The organism is Clostridium sp. CTA-6 (assembly GCF_054768115.1).
Map to the genome: position 1 here is coordinate 101,103 of NZ_BAAAAU010000002.1, position 16,555 is coordinate 117,657.

Annotated in this window: 18 protein-coding genes; all 18 read left to right on the forward strand. The window is 28.4% G+C overall.

Annotated elements, in window-relative coordinates:
* Nucleotides 1-436: 436 nt before the first annotated feature.
* The 18 genes from ACYUDJ_RS03805 to mreB all read left to right on the forward strand — a co-directional run bounded on the left by ACYUDJ_RS03805 (nt 437) and on the right by mreB (nt 16,515).
* Complete coding sequence (locus ACYUDJ_RS03805) at nt 437-925, forward strand: deoxycytidylate deaminase (protein WP_003491904.1); 489 nt, start codon at nt 437-439, stop codon at nt 923-925.
* Between the two features lie 106 nt (nt 926-1,031).
* Nucleotides 1,032-2,066, forward strand: a complete 1,035-nt coding sequence (locus ACYUDJ_RS03810) for an MraY family glycosyltransferase (RefSeq protein WP_003487872.1) — start codon at nt 1,032-1,034, stop codon at nt 2,064-2,066.
* Between the two features lie 13 nt (nt 2,067-2,079).
* Nucleotides 2,080-3,237 carry a non-hydrolyzing UDP-N-acetylglucosamine 2-epimerase gene (wecB, locus tag ACYUDJ_RS03815; protein WP_042385924.1) on the forward strand — a complete coding sequence of 386 codons (1,158 nt, stop codon included), beginning with the start codon at nt 2,080-2,082 and terminating at the stop codon, nt 3,235-3,237.
* A 487-nt stretch (nt 3,238-3,724) separates the two neighbouring features.
* Nucleotides 3,725-4,093, forward strand: a complete 369-nt coding sequence (locus ACYUDJ_RS03820) for an ATP synthase subunit I (protein WP_003487870.1) — start codon at nt 3,725-3,727, stop codon at nt 4,091-4,093.
* A gap of 14 nt (nt 4,094-4,107) precedes the next feature.
* Nucleotides 4,108-4,788 (forward strand): F0F1 ATP synthase subunit A, encoded by a 681-nt coding sequence (locus ACYUDJ_RS03825; protein ID WP_003487869.1) that lies wholly within the window; start codon nt 4,108-4,110, stop codon nt 4,786-4,788.
* Nucleotides 4,789-4,829: 41 nt separating this feature from the next.
* Entirely contained in the window at nt 4,830-5,072 is a 243-nt protein-coding gene (gene atpE / locus ACYUDJ_RS03830; RefSeq protein ID WP_003487868.1) for an ATP synthase F0 subunit C, read from the forward strand.
* Nucleotides 5,073-5,136: 64 nt separating this feature from the next.
* Entirely contained in the window at nt 5,137-5,616 is a 480-nt protein-coding gene (locus ACYUDJ_RS03835) for a F0F1 ATP synthase subunit B (RefSeq protein ID WP_003487867.1), read from the forward strand.
* A gap of 2 nt (nt 5,617-5,618) precedes the next feature.
* The gene (locus ACYUDJ_RS03840; RefSeq protein ID WP_003487864.1) at nt 5,619-6,158 is read left to right on the forward strand and encodes a F0F1 ATP synthase subunit delta; all 540 of its coding nucleotides are present in this window, start codon (nt 5,619-5,621) and stop codon (nt 6,156-6,158) included.
* Nucleotides 6,159-6,168: 10 nt separating this feature from the next.
* The gene (gene atpA / locus ACYUDJ_RS03845; protein ID WP_003487862.1) at nt 6,169-7,683 is read left to right on the forward strand and encodes a F0F1 ATP synthase subunit alpha; all 1,515 of its coding nucleotides are present in this window, start codon (nt 6,169-6,171) and stop codon (nt 7,681-7,683) included.
* Between the two features lie 21 nt (nt 7,684-7,704).
* Nucleotides 7,705-8,553 carry an ATP synthase F1 subunit gamma gene (gene atpG / locus ACYUDJ_RS03850; RefSeq protein ID WP_043030922.1) on the forward strand — a complete coding sequence of 283 codons (849 nt, stop codon included), beginning with the start codon at nt 7,705-7,707 and terminating at the stop codon, nt 8,551-8,553.
* Between the two features lie 13 nt (nt 8,554-8,566).
* A complete protein-coding gene (gene atpD, locus ACYUDJ_RS03855; RefSeq protein WP_003487857.1) occupies nt 8,567-9,955 on the forward strand; it encodes a F0F1 ATP synthase subunit beta in 1,389 nt (462 codons plus the stop codon).
* Nucleotides 9,956-9,985: 30 nt separating this feature from the next.
* Nucleotides 9,986-10,387: a F0F1 ATP synthase subunit epsilon gene (locus ACYUDJ_RS03860; protein WP_043030923.1), complete on the forward strand. Its 402-nt coding sequence runs from the start codon at nt 9,986-9,988 to the stop codon at nt 10,385-10,387.
* A gap of 190 nt (nt 10,388-10,577) precedes the next feature.
* Nucleotides 10,578-11,285, forward strand: coding sequence for a YwmB family TATA-box binding protein (locus tag ACYUDJ_RS03865; RefSeq protein ID WP_003487853.1), 708 nt, complete (start codon nt 10,578-10,580; stop codon nt 11,283-11,285).
* 23 nt (nt 11,286-11,308) lie between these two features.
* On the forward strand, nt 11,309-12,565 hold the full coding sequence (gene murA / locus ACYUDJ_RS03870; RefSeq protein ID WP_003487852.1) for a UDP-N-acetylglucosamine 1-carboxyvinyltransferase: 1,257 nt from the start codon (nt 11,309-11,311) through the stop codon (nt 12,563-12,565).
* Nucleotides 12,566-12,823: 258 nt separating this feature from the next.
* The gene (spoIID, locus tag ACYUDJ_RS03875) at nt 12,824-13,900 is read left to right on the forward strand and encodes a stage II sporulation protein D (protein WP_042385920.1); all 1,077 of its coding nucleotides are present in this window, start codon (nt 12,824-12,826) and stop codon (nt 13,898-13,900) included.
* 378 nt (nt 13,901-14,278) lie between these two features.
* A complete protein-coding gene (locus tag ACYUDJ_RS03880) occupies nt 14,279-15,025 on the forward strand; it encodes a M23 family metallopeptidase (RefSeq protein ID WP_042385919.1) in 747 nt (248 codons plus the stop codon).
* A gap of 107 nt (nt 15,026-15,132) precedes the next feature.
* Complete coding sequence (gene spoIIID / locus ACYUDJ_RS03885) at nt 15,133-15,387, forward strand: sporulation transcriptional regulator SpoIIID (protein WP_003356559.1); 255 nt, start codon at nt 15,133-15,135, stop codon at nt 15,385-15,387.
* A gap of 99 nt (nt 15,388-15,486) precedes the next feature.
* Nucleotides 15,487-16,515, forward strand: coding sequence for a rod shape-determining protein (gene mreB / locus ACYUDJ_RS03890; protein ID WP_003487846.1), 1,029 nt, complete (start codon nt 15,487-15,489; stop codon nt 16,513-16,515).
* Nucleotides 16,516-16,555 lie beyond the last annotated feature (40 nt).

Below are 16,555 nucleotides of genomic sequence, written 5' to 3' on the forward strand. Positions count from 1 at the left end.
AACAATTGAATAGCCGCTTCATATGTAATAATTATTGACATAGCCAGAAATCTTTAGTAGATATTTTATATAGTTCAAAATTATTTTTCATTAGAAATATTAAACTAGAAATAAGTTGTTATAAATAGAAGTTGCAAACTAAGTAGGGATAGTAATGACTTCAGTAAGTTCATACGAAATAAAACTTGCTGAAGTCATTATTTTTATTTTATTAAATTTGTTTGCTACCGCAAATGCTTTAAATATAATTTGAATTTCTTAGCGAATTGAGACGCCTTTGTAGCCACACATCCCTTTTTAATAGGTTGTGGTATAACTTACTTTAAGTCGTAATTTTCTTAAAATGTTCTTAAATACTTTTAATTATTTGGGTTTTATTATAGAATAAAGTAGAGTTATAATTAAAATTTTATTTATACTATATATGGAGGGCGTAATGGATAGAGTAGATAAGAACAATTATTATTTAGATATATGTGAGACTATTTTAGAAAGAGGCACATGCCTTAGAAGAAACTTTGCTGCTATAATAGTTAAGAATGATGAGATAATGGCAACAGGGTATGCAGGAGCACCTAGAGGAAGAAAAAATTGTTGTGATTTAGGATATTGTAAAAGGGAAGAGCTAAAGGTACCTCGAGGTACTAGATATGAACTTTGTAGATCTGTTCATGCAGAACAGAATGCCATCATATCTGCTAGAAGACAAGACATGATAGCATCAACTATGTATTTAGTTGGTAAAGAATATAATACTGGTAAATATGTGGCCAATGCTGGTCCTTGTTCTCTTTGTAAAAGATTTATAATAAATTCTGGTATTGATAAAGTAGTTATAAGAGATTCAAAAGAAAAATTTAGAATTATACAGGTTGAGGAATGGATAGAAAATGATGATTCATTAGATGGTGATGGATCTTATTAATTAAAAATAAATTGATTTATAGCTCTTTTGTTTATCATAGCTGGTTTGGCATAGTTAATGTTGATTAAATAATAAGTCCTGTAATTAGATTAAGGAGAGTTTTATAATGGATACAAAATTATACATAATTGGAGCTATTACAGCTATAGTGCTATCAGTTATTTTAACACCTATAGTAAAAAAAGCTGCATTTATACTAGGTGTAGTAGATATACCTAAGGATGAAAGAAAAATTCATAAAAAACCTATACCACTTTTAGGTGGTATAGCAATATACATATCTTTTGTAGTTGCCTTGATATTAAAAAAAGGCCCTCTAACTTTAGAAGAAATAGGAATAATATTAGGATCTACTGTTATAGTTATAGGTGGATTTATTGATGATAAGTATGATATTTCTCCTATAAAAAAGATTATATTTCAATTAGCTGCAGCTATTTGTTTAATAATGTGTGGATTAAAAATACAATTTATAACTAATCCTTTTGATCAAGCTACATTATATGTGGGATTGCATGCTTTGGCTATACCTATAACTATATTATGGGTCATAGGTATAACTAACGCTTTAAATTTAATAGATGGTCTTGATGGATTGGCAGCAGGAGTTGCATTAATTTCATGTATTACAATGTTTGTAATAGCTGTTTTAAATCAAAGATGGGAAGCAGCTATATTAACTAGTATATTAAGTGGTTCTATATTAGGATTCTTGCCTTATAACTTTAATCCAGCATCCATATTTATGGGGGATACTGGATCCCAACTTTTAGGATTTTTGCTAGCAGCTATATCTATAGAGGGAGCTATTAAGTCTGCTACAGCTTTTGCTATAGTTGTACCAATATTAGCATTAGGATTACCTATATATGACACATTATTTGCTATGATTAGAAGAAAAATAAATGGAAAACCAATAATGCAAGCAGACAGGGGTCATCTTCATCATAGGCTTTTAGATATGGGATTAACTCAACGTCAAGCAGTTATAATAATGTATTTAATAAGTGCTGTATTAGGAAGCTTTGCTATAATAGCTATGCAAATAAGTAATCAAAAGTCATATTTTTTACTTACAGCAATAATGTTAGCTCTTATATTAATAGCATGGAAATGTGGATTTTTTAGTCATAAAGAATAAGGAGGCAAGGAAAGTGGATAAGATAAAAACTATTACTATATTTGGAACTAGACCAGAAGCTATAAAAATGGCACCTTTAGTTAAAGAACTAGAAAAAAGAGAAGAAATAGAAAATAGGGTATGTGTGACAGCACAACATAGAGAAATGTTAGATCAAGTTTTACAATTATTTGATATAAAACCAGATTTTGATCTTAATATAATGAAATCAAAACAAAGTCTTACAGGTATAACTACAAGAGTGTTAGAAGGATTAGAAGAAATTTTTGAAAAAGAAAAACCTAATTTAATATTAGTTCATGGTGATACAACTACAACTTTTGCAGGAGCCTTAGCAGGTTTTTATAAGCAAATAAAAGTAGGGCATGTAGAAGCTGGATTAAGAACTTTTGATAAGTATTTTCCTTTCCCAGAGGAAATGAACAGAAAACTTACAGGAAGTATAGCAGATTTAAATTTTGCCCCTACTATAGGTTCTAAAAATAACTTATTAAGAGAGGCTATAGATGAAGACAGCATATTTGTAACAGGAAATACGGTTATAGATGCTATGGAGTTTACTGTAGAACAAGATTACGTTTTTGAAAATAAAGATTTAAATAAAATAGATTATAAAAATAAAAAAGTAATAATGGTTACAGCTCATAGAAGAGAAAATTGGGGAGAAGGTATAGAAAATATATGTAATGCATTAAAAACTATAATAGAAAAATACAAGAATGTGGAGATTGTATATTTAGTTCATTTAAACCCAGTGGTAAGAGATACAGTTTATAGTATCTTAGGAGATTTAGAAAGAGTACATTTATTAGATCCATTAGATACAAAAGAAACACATAATTTAATGAATAAATGTTATATGTTAATGACAGATTCAGGTGGACTTCAAGAAGAAGCACCTCATTTAGGTAAACCAGTTTTAGTACTAAGAGATGTAACGGAAAGACCAGAAGCTGTAAAAGTAGGAACAGTTAAGCTTGTGGGGACAGATAAGGAAGTTATAACTAAAGAAGCCTCCGATTTAATAGAAAACAAACAAAAATATGATGTTATGAGCAAAGCTATAAATCCATATGGGGATGGTAAGGCATCAACTAGAATAGTAGATAGTATATTATACTATTTTGATAAGATAGAAAAAAGACCAGAAGAGTTTGAAATTAATAAATAATAAAACAAAATATGGGTAAAATAAAGAGCAATATAAATATTATTTATTTATATTGTTTTTTTATTAAAAACAATTGAAAGAATCAAAAACCATTAATTCATTATTATTTTGCGAAATTGTAACAATTACTATATAAAACAGTGATATTTATAATGAATTTATAATGAATTTATAATGAATTTATAATTAAATTATAAGTTTTCTGAAAAAAATTATGAAAATTGAAAAAAAAGTATAAAAAAATTATGAAAAACAAAATATTTGGAATTGTGAATTAAATGATGAAATTGCATAAAATGTTTTAAAACATTCTTACAGTAAGGAATTCATATTTATTTGGAGATAAGTAATGGTTAAAAGTATGTAAAACGTTTAAATTGCCAATAATAGGCCTAAAAGGTGATAAATAAGTATAATTAAAATTTTGACTATTATACTATAAGTTATATAATAAGTTATCACAAAGATGACTCCGGAGGATTTGTAATTGATAGCAGAAATTAAAAAAATGATTTCTAAAATAATAATATTTAATATCATTATAGGAACAATTTTTTTTATTACTATTAGTTTTATTTTTAATATTAGATATGGTTTTTATTTTTTAATAGGATTAATATTATCTAATGTTAACCTGTTTATAAATGCTAAAATCACTAATATGGTAGTAGTAAAAAATAAAAGTCCTATATTTTCTATGCTAAGTTTTTTTATTAGAATTATTACCGTGTGTGTAATAGGCTTAGTATTGTCTAAAAACAATACAAAAAATATTATTCCTTTTTTACTTGGATATAGTTCAAATTTTATATCTATAATATTTTATGGAACAAATTTAGGTAAAAATGAAGTATAAAAGGAAGTGATGAATTGGAAAAGATTTTACCATTATTTTATATTAATTTGTTTGGATATAAGTTTGGTATTACTTCAACTTTAATAACTCAATGGGTAATTATTGTAATAATATCTTTAATGAGCATTATATTGACAAGAAATCTAAAGAAAGTTCCAGATAAAAAACAAACAATTATGGAAATAATGTTAAATTCTGTTAGGGGTTTAGTTAATGAAAATATGGGACCAGAATTTAAAAAATTTGTCCCATATGTAGGAACATTAATGATATATCTACTACTTATGAATTTAATGGGATTATTAGGTTTAAAACCACCAACTTTAGATTTAAGTCTAGTGGCAGGAATAGCAGTAATATCTTTTATAGTAATACAAGGATATGCCATAAAGAAAAGTGGAGCAACACATTATTTGGCAGGATATGGGAAGCCGTATTTGTTTTTATTACCTTTAAATATATTGGAAAGGATTATGTTACCAGTATCTTTAAGTCTAAGGTTATTTGGTAATATGACTGCAGCAGTACTTATTATGGACTTGGTTTATTCAGCTTTATCTAGAGTAAGTTCTTTTGCACAATTGGTAATACCTATTCCATTCCATATATATTTTGATTTGTTTGATGGAACAATTCAAATGTTTATATTTGTTATGTTAACTATGATTAATATAAAAGTAATATCAGAACATTAATTAAGAAATATAATTTTTTTAAATTTAAGGAGGAATTTGTTATGGATCCAAAAGCATTTGTATCAGGAATGGCGGCTTTAGGAGCAGGAATAGCAGCATTAGCTTGTATAGGAGCAGGTATAGGAACAGGTAATGCTACAGGAAAGGCAGTAGAAGGAGTTTCAAGACAACCAGAAGCAAGTGGTAAGATTATGAGTACTCTTCTTATAGGTAGTGCTTTTTCAGAAGCAACAGCAATTTATGGATTAATAGTAGCATTAATTTTAATATCTAAGGTAGTTTAATTTTATAAGTATCTATTTACATAGGAACTTGTAAAATTAAAAGCCGAAGGGAGGCTTTTAATATATGGAAATAAGCATTCCGCAAGTCATAGCTTCAATATTAAATTTTATTATACTGCTTTTAATATTAAAACATTTTTGGTTTGATAAAATAACTGCTGTAGTTGATTCAAGACAAAATGAAATAATAACTAAAATAGAAGATGCAGATAGAAATCAAAAAATAGCATTAGATCTAAAAGAAAAAAATCAATTAGAACTAAGCAATGCAAAAAAACAAGGTAAAACTATAGTAGAAGATTATAAATCAAAAGCTGAAACAGTATATGAGGACATTGTTAAAGAAGCTCATGAAGAAGCAGATAGAATAATAGAAAGATCAAGATTAGAAGCGGAAAGACAAAAGAAAAATGCGGAAGATGAAATAAAGACAGAAGCAGTAGAACTTGCTGTATTAGTTTCTTCTAAAGCATTCGAAAAAACTATAGATGATCTTGAGCATAGAAGACTTATAAAGGATTTTATAAGTAAGGTAGGTATATAGCTATGTATGAATATTTAGATAGGAGATATGCTCTAGCTCTTTATGAAATAGCAGAACAGAACAATAAAGTAGATGAATATTTAAAAGATCTAAAAGATGTAGTAAATGTAATAACAAATAACGAAGATATTTTAAATGTACTAAAGCATCCAGAAATAAGCACTTCTAGAAAGAAGGATATATTTACTGAAATATTTAAAGATAAAGTAGACGATGAGATTTTATCATTTTTATTAGTATTAATAGATAAAGATAGAATTTTGTATTTAAGAGAAAAGCTAAAGGAAATGGAAAAAATATATCTAGAAAAGAATAACATGATTTTAGCTAATGTTAAAACTGTAATTCCACTATTAAAAGAAGAAAAAGAAGAGCTAATAAAAAAATTAGAAAATAAATATAATAAAACAATAATATTAGAAGAAGAATTAGATAAAAACATACTTGGTGGAGTATATGTAAGAGTTGGAGATGACGTTTTAGATGGTACTCTAAGTACAAAATTAAAAGACATAAAAAAAATGATGCTCAAAAGAGAATAGAGGTGAGACTATGCATATAAAGCCAGAAGAAATAACATCAATAATAAAACAACAAATAGAAAAATTTAATACTAACGTAGAGACTGTAGATTCTGGAACAATAATTCAAATTGGAGATGGAATTGCTAGAGTTTATGGATTGCAAGATTGTATGGAAGGAGAACTTATAGAGTTCCCAAATGATGTTTATGGAATGGCTCTAAACCTAGAACAAGATAATGTAGGTTGCGTTTTACTAGGGTCTGAAGAAGGTATAAAAGAAGGAAATGTAGTAAAAAGAACTGGAAAAGTAGTTGAAGTACCTGTAGGAGAAGCCTTAGTAGGAAGAGTAGTAAATTCTTTAGGGATGGCTATAGATGGGAAAGGACCAGTTTTAACTAATGAAACTAGAGCAGTTGAAGTGCAAGCACCAGGAGTTATAGATAGACAGTCTGTAAAAGAACCATTGCAAACAGGAATAAAAGCTATAGACTCCATGATACCTATAGGTAAAGGGCAAAGAGAGTTGATTATAGGGGATAGACAAACAGGAAAAACGGCTATAGCAATAGATACAATACTTAACCAAAAGGATAATGATGTAATATGTATATATGTTGCTATAGGACAAAAACAATCTACAGTAGCACATATAGTTAATGACTTAACTAAAATGGGAGCCATGGACTACACTATAGTAGTTTCCTCTACAGCATCAGATTCAGCTCCTTTACAATATTTATCTCCTTATGCTGGATGCAGCATGGGTGAATACTTTATGCATAAAGGAAAAGATGTTTTAATAGTATATGATGATTTATCTAAGCATGCGGTAGCTTATAGAACAATGTCTCTATTACTTAGAAGACCACCAGGAAGAGAAGCTTATCCAGGAGATGTATTTTATTTACATTCAAGATTGCTAGAAAGATCTGCTAGATTGTCAGAGAAGCTAGGAGGAGGTTCATTAACAGCCTTACCTATAGTAGAAACTTTAGCAGGAGATGTTACTGCATATATACCAACTAACGTTATATCAATAACGGATGGTCAAATATTCTTAGAAGCTGATTTGTTTAATGCAGGACAAAGACCAGCGGTTAACGCAGGAATATCAGTATCAAGGGTTGGTGGAAATGCTCAAATTAAGGCTATGAAACAAGTAGCTGGTACATTGAGATTAGATTTAGCACAATATAGAGAATTAGCAGCTTTCTCTCAATTCGGATCTGATTTAGATAAAGAATCAGTGAAAAGATTGGAAAAAGGTAAAAGATTGGTTGAGATATTAAAACAACCTCAATACAGACCTATGCCTGTTGAAAAAGAGATAATAATTCTTTATGCCGTAGTTAATAATCATCTTTCAGATATACCTGTAAATAAAATAAAAGCATTTGAAGAAGAATTATTTAAATATATGGATACTCATTATAGAGAAATAGAAAAAGAGATATTGGAAAAGAAACAATTAACTGATGAGCTTAAAAGCAAGCTAGATAAAGCTATTAATGATTTTAAAAATGTATTTTTATCAGAGATGTAATATCTCTGAAGGAGGTAAGATATGGCAGGCGCAGGGCTTATCGGAATAAGAAGAAGAATAAAATCTGTAACCAATATAAGAAAAATCACAAAAGCTATGGGGCTTGTGGCTACTGCTAAACTTAGAAAAGCTAGGGTTAATTTAGAAATAAATAAAAAATACTATAATAAGTATGAATTAGTATTAAAAGATATAATTAACTCTATGGAAGATAAAAATATTTATATAGATGGCAATGATAGTGATAATAAGCTATATGTTATATTTACATCTGATTCAGGTCTTTGTGGTAGCTTTAATGTAAACATAATAAACAATGTTATAGATGAAATAAAAAAAGATGGAGAGAAATCTTCGGCTATAGTGATAGGACAAAAAGGAAGAATGTATTTAAAGAAATTAGGTGTAAAAACTTTAGCAGAATACATAGAAATACCTGATGTTCCTACAGCAAAAGAAGCTAGAACTATAGCACAGAGTATAATTGAACTTTATAGCACTAAAAAAATAGGAGAAGTTTTCTTAGTATATTCAGAGTTTTATTCACCTGTTAAACAGCAGGTTTTAATTAATAAAATATTACCATTTACTAAAGAAAATAAAAATGATAATAGATATATAGAATTTAATCCTTCAATAACTCAGGTGATGGATGAAGTTTTAGAAAATTACTTAAAAGCAACGGTATTAAATTGTTTTTATAATTCAAAAGCTAGTGAAAATGGTTCTAGAATGACAGCAATGAATGGTGCGACAGATAATGCTAATGATTTGCTAGATAATTTAAATGTACAATTTAATAGATTAAGACAAAGTGCTATTACACAAGAAATATCAGAAATAGTTGGTGGTGCAGAAGCTCAAAGGTAGGAGGTGTACTATAGTGCCAAACTTAGGAAAAGTTATACAAATAATAGGACCAATTATAGATATAAAATTTGATTCGGAAAATCTTCCAGATTTATTTAATGCATTGGAAATAAATGCTGGCGATAAAAAAGTTATAGCTGAAGTTGAACAACATATAGGAGATGACACAGTTAGAGCTATAGCTATGGAAAGTACTGAAGGACTAAGAAGAGGTATGGAAGTTTTAGATACAGGAAGTCCAGTTTCAGTACCAGTAGGTAAAGAAGTTTTAGGAAGATTATTTAATGTTTTAGGAAACCCTATAGATGAAGTAGGAGAATTTACATCAAATGAAAGTTATCCTATTCATAGATCAGCTCCAAGTTTTGAAGAACAATCTGTAGAACCAGAGATATTTGAAACAGGTATAAAAGTAATAGATCTATTAGCGCCTTATCAAAAAGGTGGAAAAATAGGTTTATTTGGAGGAGCAGGAGTAGGAAAAACTGTATTAATACAAGAGTTGATAAATAATATAGCTAAAGAACATGGTGGACTATCAGTATTTACAGGTGTTGGAGAAAGAACTAGAGAAGGAAACGATCTTTACTATGAAATGAAAGAATCAGGAGTTTTGGAAAAAACAGCATTGGTATTTGGACAAATGAACGAACCACCAGGAGCTAGAATGAGGGTAGCGCTTACAGGTTTGACAATGTCAGAATACTTTAGAGACCAAGGTCAAGATGTATTGTTGTTTATAGATAATATCTTTAGATTTACTCAAGCAGGATCAGAAGTTTCAGCTCTTTTAGGAAGAATTCCAAGTGCAGTTGGATACCAACCAACTTTAGCTACTGAAATGGGAGCTCTTCAAGAGAGAATAACATCTACAAAAAATGGTTCTATAACATCTGTTCAAGCAGTATATGTTCCAGCGGATGATTTAACAGACCCAGCACCAGCGACAACATTTACTCACTTAGATGCAACAACAGTTTTATCAAGATCTATAGCAGAGCTTGGAATTTATCCAGCAGTAGACCCATTAGAGTCTTCATCCAGAATGCTAGATCCTAGAATAATAGGTGAAGAACATTATGATGTAGCTATAAAGGTTAAAAATATACTTGAAAGATATAGAGAACTTCAAGATATAATAGCTATATTAGGTATAGATGAGCTTTCAGAAGAAGATAAATTAGTAGTTGGTAGAGCAAGAAGAATACAAAGATTTTTATCTCAACCATTTACAGTAGCAGAACAATTTACAGGAATGCAGGGTAAATATGTGCCTATAAAAGAAACTGTTAAAGGTTTTAAAGAAATATTAGAGGGTAAACATGATAATATTCCAGAATCAGCTTTCTTATTCCAAGGAACCATGGAAGAGGTTTTAAAGAAAGCAGAGGAAATGGAATAGAATTATAATAGGTTAATAGAGGAGAATAATATGAAAGATAATATAGAACTTACTATATTTACTCCTGAAAAAAACATTAAAATTGGAGAGATAAAAGAAGTAATAACCGAAGGATTAGATGGCAAATTAGCGATACTTCCTAATCATGTCAATATGATTACTTATTTAAAGCCAACTATTACGACATATATAGATTTAAATGGCAATAAAAAAAATATATTTACATCTAGTGGAGTATTAAAAGTAGATGATAAAAATATATATATTATCTGTGATGCTAGTGAAAAACCAGAAGATATAGATATAAATAGAGCAGAAAATGCTAAAAAAAGAGCAGAGGAAAGATTACTAAATAAAAAAGAAATAGATGTAAAAAGAGCAGAATTAGCATTGTTTAGATCTATTGCTAGAATTAAAACTAAAGAACATTAGAGAAATTTTTATAGCTTACAAGGTATACATAACTTTAATATTAAAGTTATGTATACCTTGTAAGCTTTTTTTGTAAGTATTTTAAAAACAATTCACACTTTTTATTGAGAACTATATATTAATAATATATTAGGATTGAATATAATTAGAAATTTATGTAAATAATCTAAAGAGAAAGGGGGAGATATAAATGAAGAAAAGAATAAAATTTGGCATATTAATTATTTTATTATTTTCTATAATAGCAGTTTTATTTATACCCAAGAATTATTCTAAAGCAAAAGATAAGGATGAGTTATTTTTTGAAATAGTAGATAAAACAAATAGTAATATAGTTGAAGTAGGAAGTAATGTAACTTTTTCTGCAAAATCACAAAATGAAGAAATTGCTAAAGAAATATGTTCGTATTTAAGATTAGATAAAGATTTTAATAAAAAATACCTTAATAAAAATGGTAATTATAATATATATTTTTATAACAAAGAGATGTCAGGAAATATAAGTATAAAAGAATATAATGATGAAAATATAGTCATGATAGATTTTAAAAGTTCTACATTAAACAAGAGCTTTATAAATTTTAAAAATAATTTAAAGTCATATTTAAGCTTTAAAAATAAAAAAGACTATATTTTTCAATATTTAAAAGCAGAAAATAATAGTAAAAATTTAAAAAAATTAAATGATGATATAAATTTAATTTTAAATAAAAATGGTGCTAGGAATATAGAAACAATAAAAATAGATAATGGATATAGCACTACAGCTTATACAAAACGATATACTCCAATAAAGGTCTGTGGTAAAAAAATAGATTTTAATCATGCTGTATGTAAATATAATTCAGAAAAAACCTACTTAATATTAGGAACACCACAGATAAACCTAACATATTAGTAATATCGAAATGGAGGATAATAATGGATAAGATAGTGATTAATGGTGGAAATAAATTAAAAGGTGATGTAAACATAAGTACAGCTAAAAATTCAGTATTACCAATCATTGCAGGTAGTATATTGAGTGGAGATAAATGTGTTATAGATAACGCGCCAATGCTAGAAGATGTGTTTGTTATTGGAGAAATTTTAAAAAGTATTTCAGCTAAGGTGAATATAGATGAGGTTAACAATAGAGTTATAATAGATTCTAAACCAGTGGATAATTTAGAACCTGATAGTGATTTAGTTAAGAAAATGAGGGCATCATTTTTATTAATGGGTCCTATGATGTCTAGATTTGGAAGGTTTAAAATATCATTACCTGGAGGATGTAATATAGGTACAAGACCTATAGATTTACATTTAAAAGGATTCACTGCCCTTGGAGCAAAAGTTAATATAGGCCATGGTTATGTAGAAGCCGTGGCAGATAAATTGATAGGAAATAAAATTTATTTAGATTTTCCTTCTGTAGGGGCTACAGAAAATATAATGATGGCATCAGTTATGGCAGAAGGAGAAACTATTATAGAGAATGCAGCAGAGGAACCAGAAATAGAGGATTTAGGAAGATTTTTAAACAGTATAGGAGCAAAGGTTATAGGAGCAGGAACAGATACAGTAAGAATAATGGGTGTTAATGAATTAAAGGGAGCAACACATAGACCTATATATGATAGAATAGAAGCAGGAACTTTTATGATAGCTGCTGCTATAACTAAGAGTAAAATAAAAATAAATGGTGTTATAGAAGAACATTTAAAACCCATAATTGCAAAGTTAACAGAAATGGGTGTTGATATAAAAATAAAAGGAGAAACTGCTATAGTAGATGGAAGAAAAGTATTAAATCCAGTAGATATAAAAACTATGCCTTATCCAGGCTTTCCAACAGATATGCAAGCTCAAATGATGGCTTTATTGTCTACTATAAAAGGAACCAGTATTATTACAGAAACTATATTTGAAAATAGGTTTATGCATGTATCTGAAATGAAGAGAATGGGTGCAGATGTAAAAATAGATGGAAGAAGTGCCGTAATAGAAGGTGTAAGTAAATTAACAGGAACAGAAGTTAAAGCTACAGATTTAAGGGCAGGAGCAGCTCTTATATTATGTGCTCTAGTGGCTGAAGGCAAAACGGAAATAACTGATGTTTATCATATAGATAGAGGATACGTAAAGATAGAGGAAAAGTTAAATAAATTAGGAGCAGATATTATACGAGTAAATTAAAATTTAATAATTGTATATGATGAATAACTCATGGTGATTATTTGCTATGAGTTTTTTTATTATATTTATATGTAAACTTTTGAGTTTATTTTAAAAATTTACTTAGCATTAAAATTATAATAATTTGTGTATACATATAGGAAATAATATTAAGCTTATAACAAAATTATAATTAAGTTTTAGCTTATCTTTTAGCATAATACACCTTTATGAAAAATATAATTGTATAGAAAACTTTATTATGAAAAGAGGGAAAACATGAGAAGATTAAATAGGTATACTAATATTAATAAGTTAGTTATAACAATAATAAGTACTGTTTGTATTATGTTAATTTTAAGCTTTGTGTTATCTTTTAGTGGAAACAAAGAGCAAAAGGTTAAGAATTCCATAAATAAGATCGGGCTAGAGAAGAAAAAACAAGAAGAAAAGGTAGATATAAATAAAAAATATAAAGTGGAATCAGAGCCACAGGTTAGAGTTTATTTTGTTAATGAAAAGGTTGTAAGATCAATACCTTTAGAAGAATATGTAAAGGGTGTTGTTTCAGCGGAAATGCCAGCAGAGTTTCATATAGAAGCACTAAAGGCTCAAGCAGTAGCGGCTAGAACATATGCCTTAGCTCATATGAAAGGTTTTGGTGAAAATCAATATAATAAAAGAATAAATGCAGATGTATGTGATAGTGTTCAGTCTCAAGTTTTTATGCCTAAGGATAAAAGAATAAAATCTTGGCCAAAAGGAAAGAGAAATGAATATTGGAATAAAATAGAAGAAAGCGTTAATAGTACTAAGGGAAATGTACTTGTATATAACAATGAAATAGTTATGGCTCCATATTATTTTGCTACTAGTAATGGAAAAACAGAAAATAGCGAAAATGTGTTTAATAGTGACGTTCCTTATTTAAAAAGTGTAAAAAGTCCAGGAGAAGAGAGGGCTCCTAAATTTAAGAGCAGTAAAAAAATTACTTATGATGAATTTATAAAAATTATAAAAAAACAATATCCTAAGTGTAATATAAATAAAAAAGATATAAATAAAAAAATAATAATAAAGGATAAAACAGAAAGTGGTAGTATTAAAAAAATTAAAATAGATAATATAGAAATTAAAGGTACAGAATTTAGAAAAATTTTAGGGTTAAATTCATCTAAATTTTCCTTAGAATTTAAAGATAACTATTTTATAGTTAATTGTAATGGGTATGGACATAATGTTGGAATGAGTCAATGGGGAGCAAATAGTATGGGTAAATCAGGAGAAAAATATGATTATATACTTAAACATTATTATAAAGGAGTAGATATAGAAATTCTTAAATATAAAAATTAGTGTTAATAAATTTATGGATTGGCATTTATAATCATAAGTTTTTATATAACATAGAACTTTAAAATTTATATAAGTGTATGCCTAAGAATAGATTTAATTTTAATATAGCAAAAATAAAAAATATACATTATAAACATATTAATAAGACTTATGTGAAGTATATTTTTTTATCTTTGTGGTGTTAAAATTAAATCTATTTTATTTTGAATAATATTTTTAATTATTCAAATTGCAATTTAAGAATTTACAAGCATCAACAATTAGATATCAAATACAACAAAAGCAATGTTGAATTTTGGAGAAAAAAAGGGAAAATTTCTTAATAAAATATGTATTTTTTGCTATCTACTGGACAAACTAAAAAAAGGAGGTGTTGATATGGAAAAAAAACCATCTAATAAAAAATCAAACTTTTTTAAGAAGGAGGGGTTTTATGTAGTTTTATTCCTTTGTCTTTGCATAGTAGCTGCTATAGCAGCAATTTCAGTGAAGAGCAATTCACATGTAAAGAAAGAACCTATTGAAAATAAAGTAGTTGAAAATAAAAAAGAAAAAGATTCGGCAAAGGCTGTAGAAGGAAATTCTAAAAGTTATAATAATGCCCTTGAAGTGAAAAAAGAAGAAAACAAAGAAAATGAAAAAGAGCAAAATAAAGAAAGTGAAAAGAGCAAACAAAGTGAAAAGGAAACAGCTCAAGTTTCAAAAGCTCAAAATAATAATTTTATAAAACCAGTGGAAGGAACTTTAGCAAGAGTATATTCAGAAGATCCAGTATTTTGGAATTCAACTTCAAGTTATAGAGCTAATTTAGGATTAGATATAAAAGCTAAACTAAATTCACCTGTTTGTGTTATTGCAGATGGGAAAGTTGAAGAAATAGTCACTTCAAGCCAAGATGGTGTAAAGGTAACTGTTAATCATCAAAACGGAATAAAGAGTGTATATGCTAATTTAGATTCTAAAGTTAAAGTTACTAAAGGGCAGCAAATAAAGCAAGGTTCTTTAATAGGTAATGTAGGAAAAACTACATTAAGAGCAGCATATGAAAAATATGGAGATCACTTGCATTTTGCTATGATGAAGGGAAATAAATACATAAATCCTTCAAAATATATTAAATATTAATAAGGATGCCATTTTCCGCTTTTATGCGGAAGATGGCTAAATATAAATGAATTTAATCCTTTATACAAGCATATTTATAACTATAAAGGGATTAAGGAGGTAGCACTTTGAAAGATTACATTGAAGAAAGAGTTCTTGAAGTGGCACACTATATTATAGATTCTAAAGCTACGATAAGAAAAACAGCCAAAGTTTTTGGAGTGAGTAAAAGTACAATACACAAAGATATGACGGAAAGGTTACCTAAAATAAACCCTCAAATCGCGGAAGAAGCAAAAGAAATATTAGATTATAATAAGGCGGAGAGACATATAAGAGGTGGAAAAGCTACAAAGATGAAATATAAAGCTATTGAAGGTTAATTACATTCCTATTATAATTAGAATAGATAGTTATGAGAAAAATGTAAAGGATTCTCATAATTTATATATAACTACAATAGAGTAGGAGAGGATACGGGAATGTTTTTTAGTGTAGGAACAGATATGGGAATTGATTTAGGGACAGCTACAGTACTTGTATATATGAAGGGAAAAGGTGTAATTTTAAATGAACCTTCAGTAGTGGCGATAGACAGAAACAAAAATAGGGTTTTAGCTGTTGGACAAGAAGCTAGAGAGATGATTGGTAGAACACCAGGTAATATAGTAGCCATAAGACCTATGAGGGACGGAGTAATATCAGATTATGATATCACTGAGAAAATGTTAAAATATTTTATTGGAAAAGCTTGTGGAAAGAAAAAAATATCTGCACCAAGAGTAGTAATATGTATTCCATCAGAAGCTACAGAAGTTGAAAAAAGAGCTGTTATGGATGCGGCTAGAAATGCTGGAGCTAAGAAGGTATTTTTAATAGAAGAACCTTTAGCAGCAGCTATTGGTGCAGATTTAGATATAACTAAGGCTAGCGGAAGTATGATTATAGATATTGGAGGAGGTACTACAGATATAGCGGTTATTTCTCTTGGAGGTATAGTAGTAAGATCATCTATAAAAATAGCAGGGGACAAGTTTGATGATGCTATAATAAAATATATAAGAAAAAAACACAAGCTTATGATAGGAGAAAGAACAGCTGAAGACTTAAAGATAAAAATAGGTTCTGCTTTCTCAAAAGGCGGGGATACATCAATGGATATAAGGGGAAGAGATTTAGTTACAGGATTACCCAAAAACTTAACTGTAACCTCAGATGAAATGAGAGAAGCCTTACAGGATACTGTAAATTCAATAGCAGAACTTACTCATTCAGTATTAGAAAAGACACCACCTGAATTATCAGCTGATATAGCAGATAAAGGTATAATAATGACAGGTGGAGGTGCACTGCTTACTGGTCTTAGTGATTTAATAGAAAATGTTAATAAAGTACCCGTACATATAGCAGAAAACCCCATTTCTTGTGTTGCAGAGGGAACAGGAAAAATGCTAGAGTACTTGGATAAGATGGGAATATCAGAATCCGGTGATGGATTAAATTTAGTATAATAAGTTTAAATAACTACATATAAAAATAAAGCTCTTGATT

Bases quoted from the DNA above. Each gene is read 5' to 3' on its own strand.
- ACYUDJ_RS03865 (WP_003487853.1), top strand. From the start codon at position 10,578: ATGAAGAAAAGAATAAAATTTGGCATATTAATTATTTTATTATTTTCT.
- atpG (WP_043030922.1), top strand. From the start codon at position 7,705: ATGGCAGGCGCAGGGCTTATCGGAATAAGAAGAAGAATAAAATCTGTA.
- atpA (WP_003487862.1), top strand. From the start codon at position 6,169: ATGCATATAAAGCCAGAAGAAATAACATCAATAATAAAACAACAAATA.
- mreB (WP_003487846.1), top strand. From the start codon at position 15,487: ATGTTTTTTAGTGTAGGAACAGATATGGGAATTGATTTAGGGACAGCT.
- ACYUDJ_RS03840 (WP_003487864.1), top strand. From the start codon at position 5,619: ATGTATGAATATTTAGATAGGAGATATGCTCTAGCTCTTTATGAAATA.
- ACYUDJ_RS03880 (WP_042385919.1), top strand. From the start codon at position 14,279: ATGGAAAAAAAACCATCTAATAAAAAATCAAACTTTTTTAAGAAGGAG.
- ACYUDJ_RS03860 (WP_043030923.1), top strand. From the start codon at position 9,986: ATGAAAGATAATATAGAACTTACTATATTTACTCCTGAAAAAAACATT.
- ACYUDJ_RS03805 (WP_003491904.1), top strand. From the start codon at position 437: ATGGATAGAGTAGATAAGAACAATTATTATTTAGATATATGTGAGACT.
- spoIID (WP_042385920.1), top strand. From the start codon at position 12,824: ATGAGAAGATTAAATAGGTATACTAATATTAATAAGTTAGTTATAACA.
- atpE (WP_003487868.1), top strand. From the start codon at position 4,830: ATGGATCCAAAAGCATTTGTATCAGGAATGGCGGCTTTAGGAGCAGGA.
- ACYUDJ_RS03810 (WP_003487872.1), top strand. From the start codon at position 1,032: ATGGATACAAAATTATACATAATTGGAGCTATTACAGCTATAGTGCTA.
- murA (WP_003487852.1), top strand. From the start codon at position 11,309: ATGGATAAGATAGTGATTAATGGTGGAAATAAATTAAAAGGTGATGTA.
- ACYUDJ_RS03835 (WP_003487867.1), top strand. From the start codon at position 5,137: ATGGAAATAAGCATTCCGCAAGTCATAGCTTCAATATTAAATTTTATT.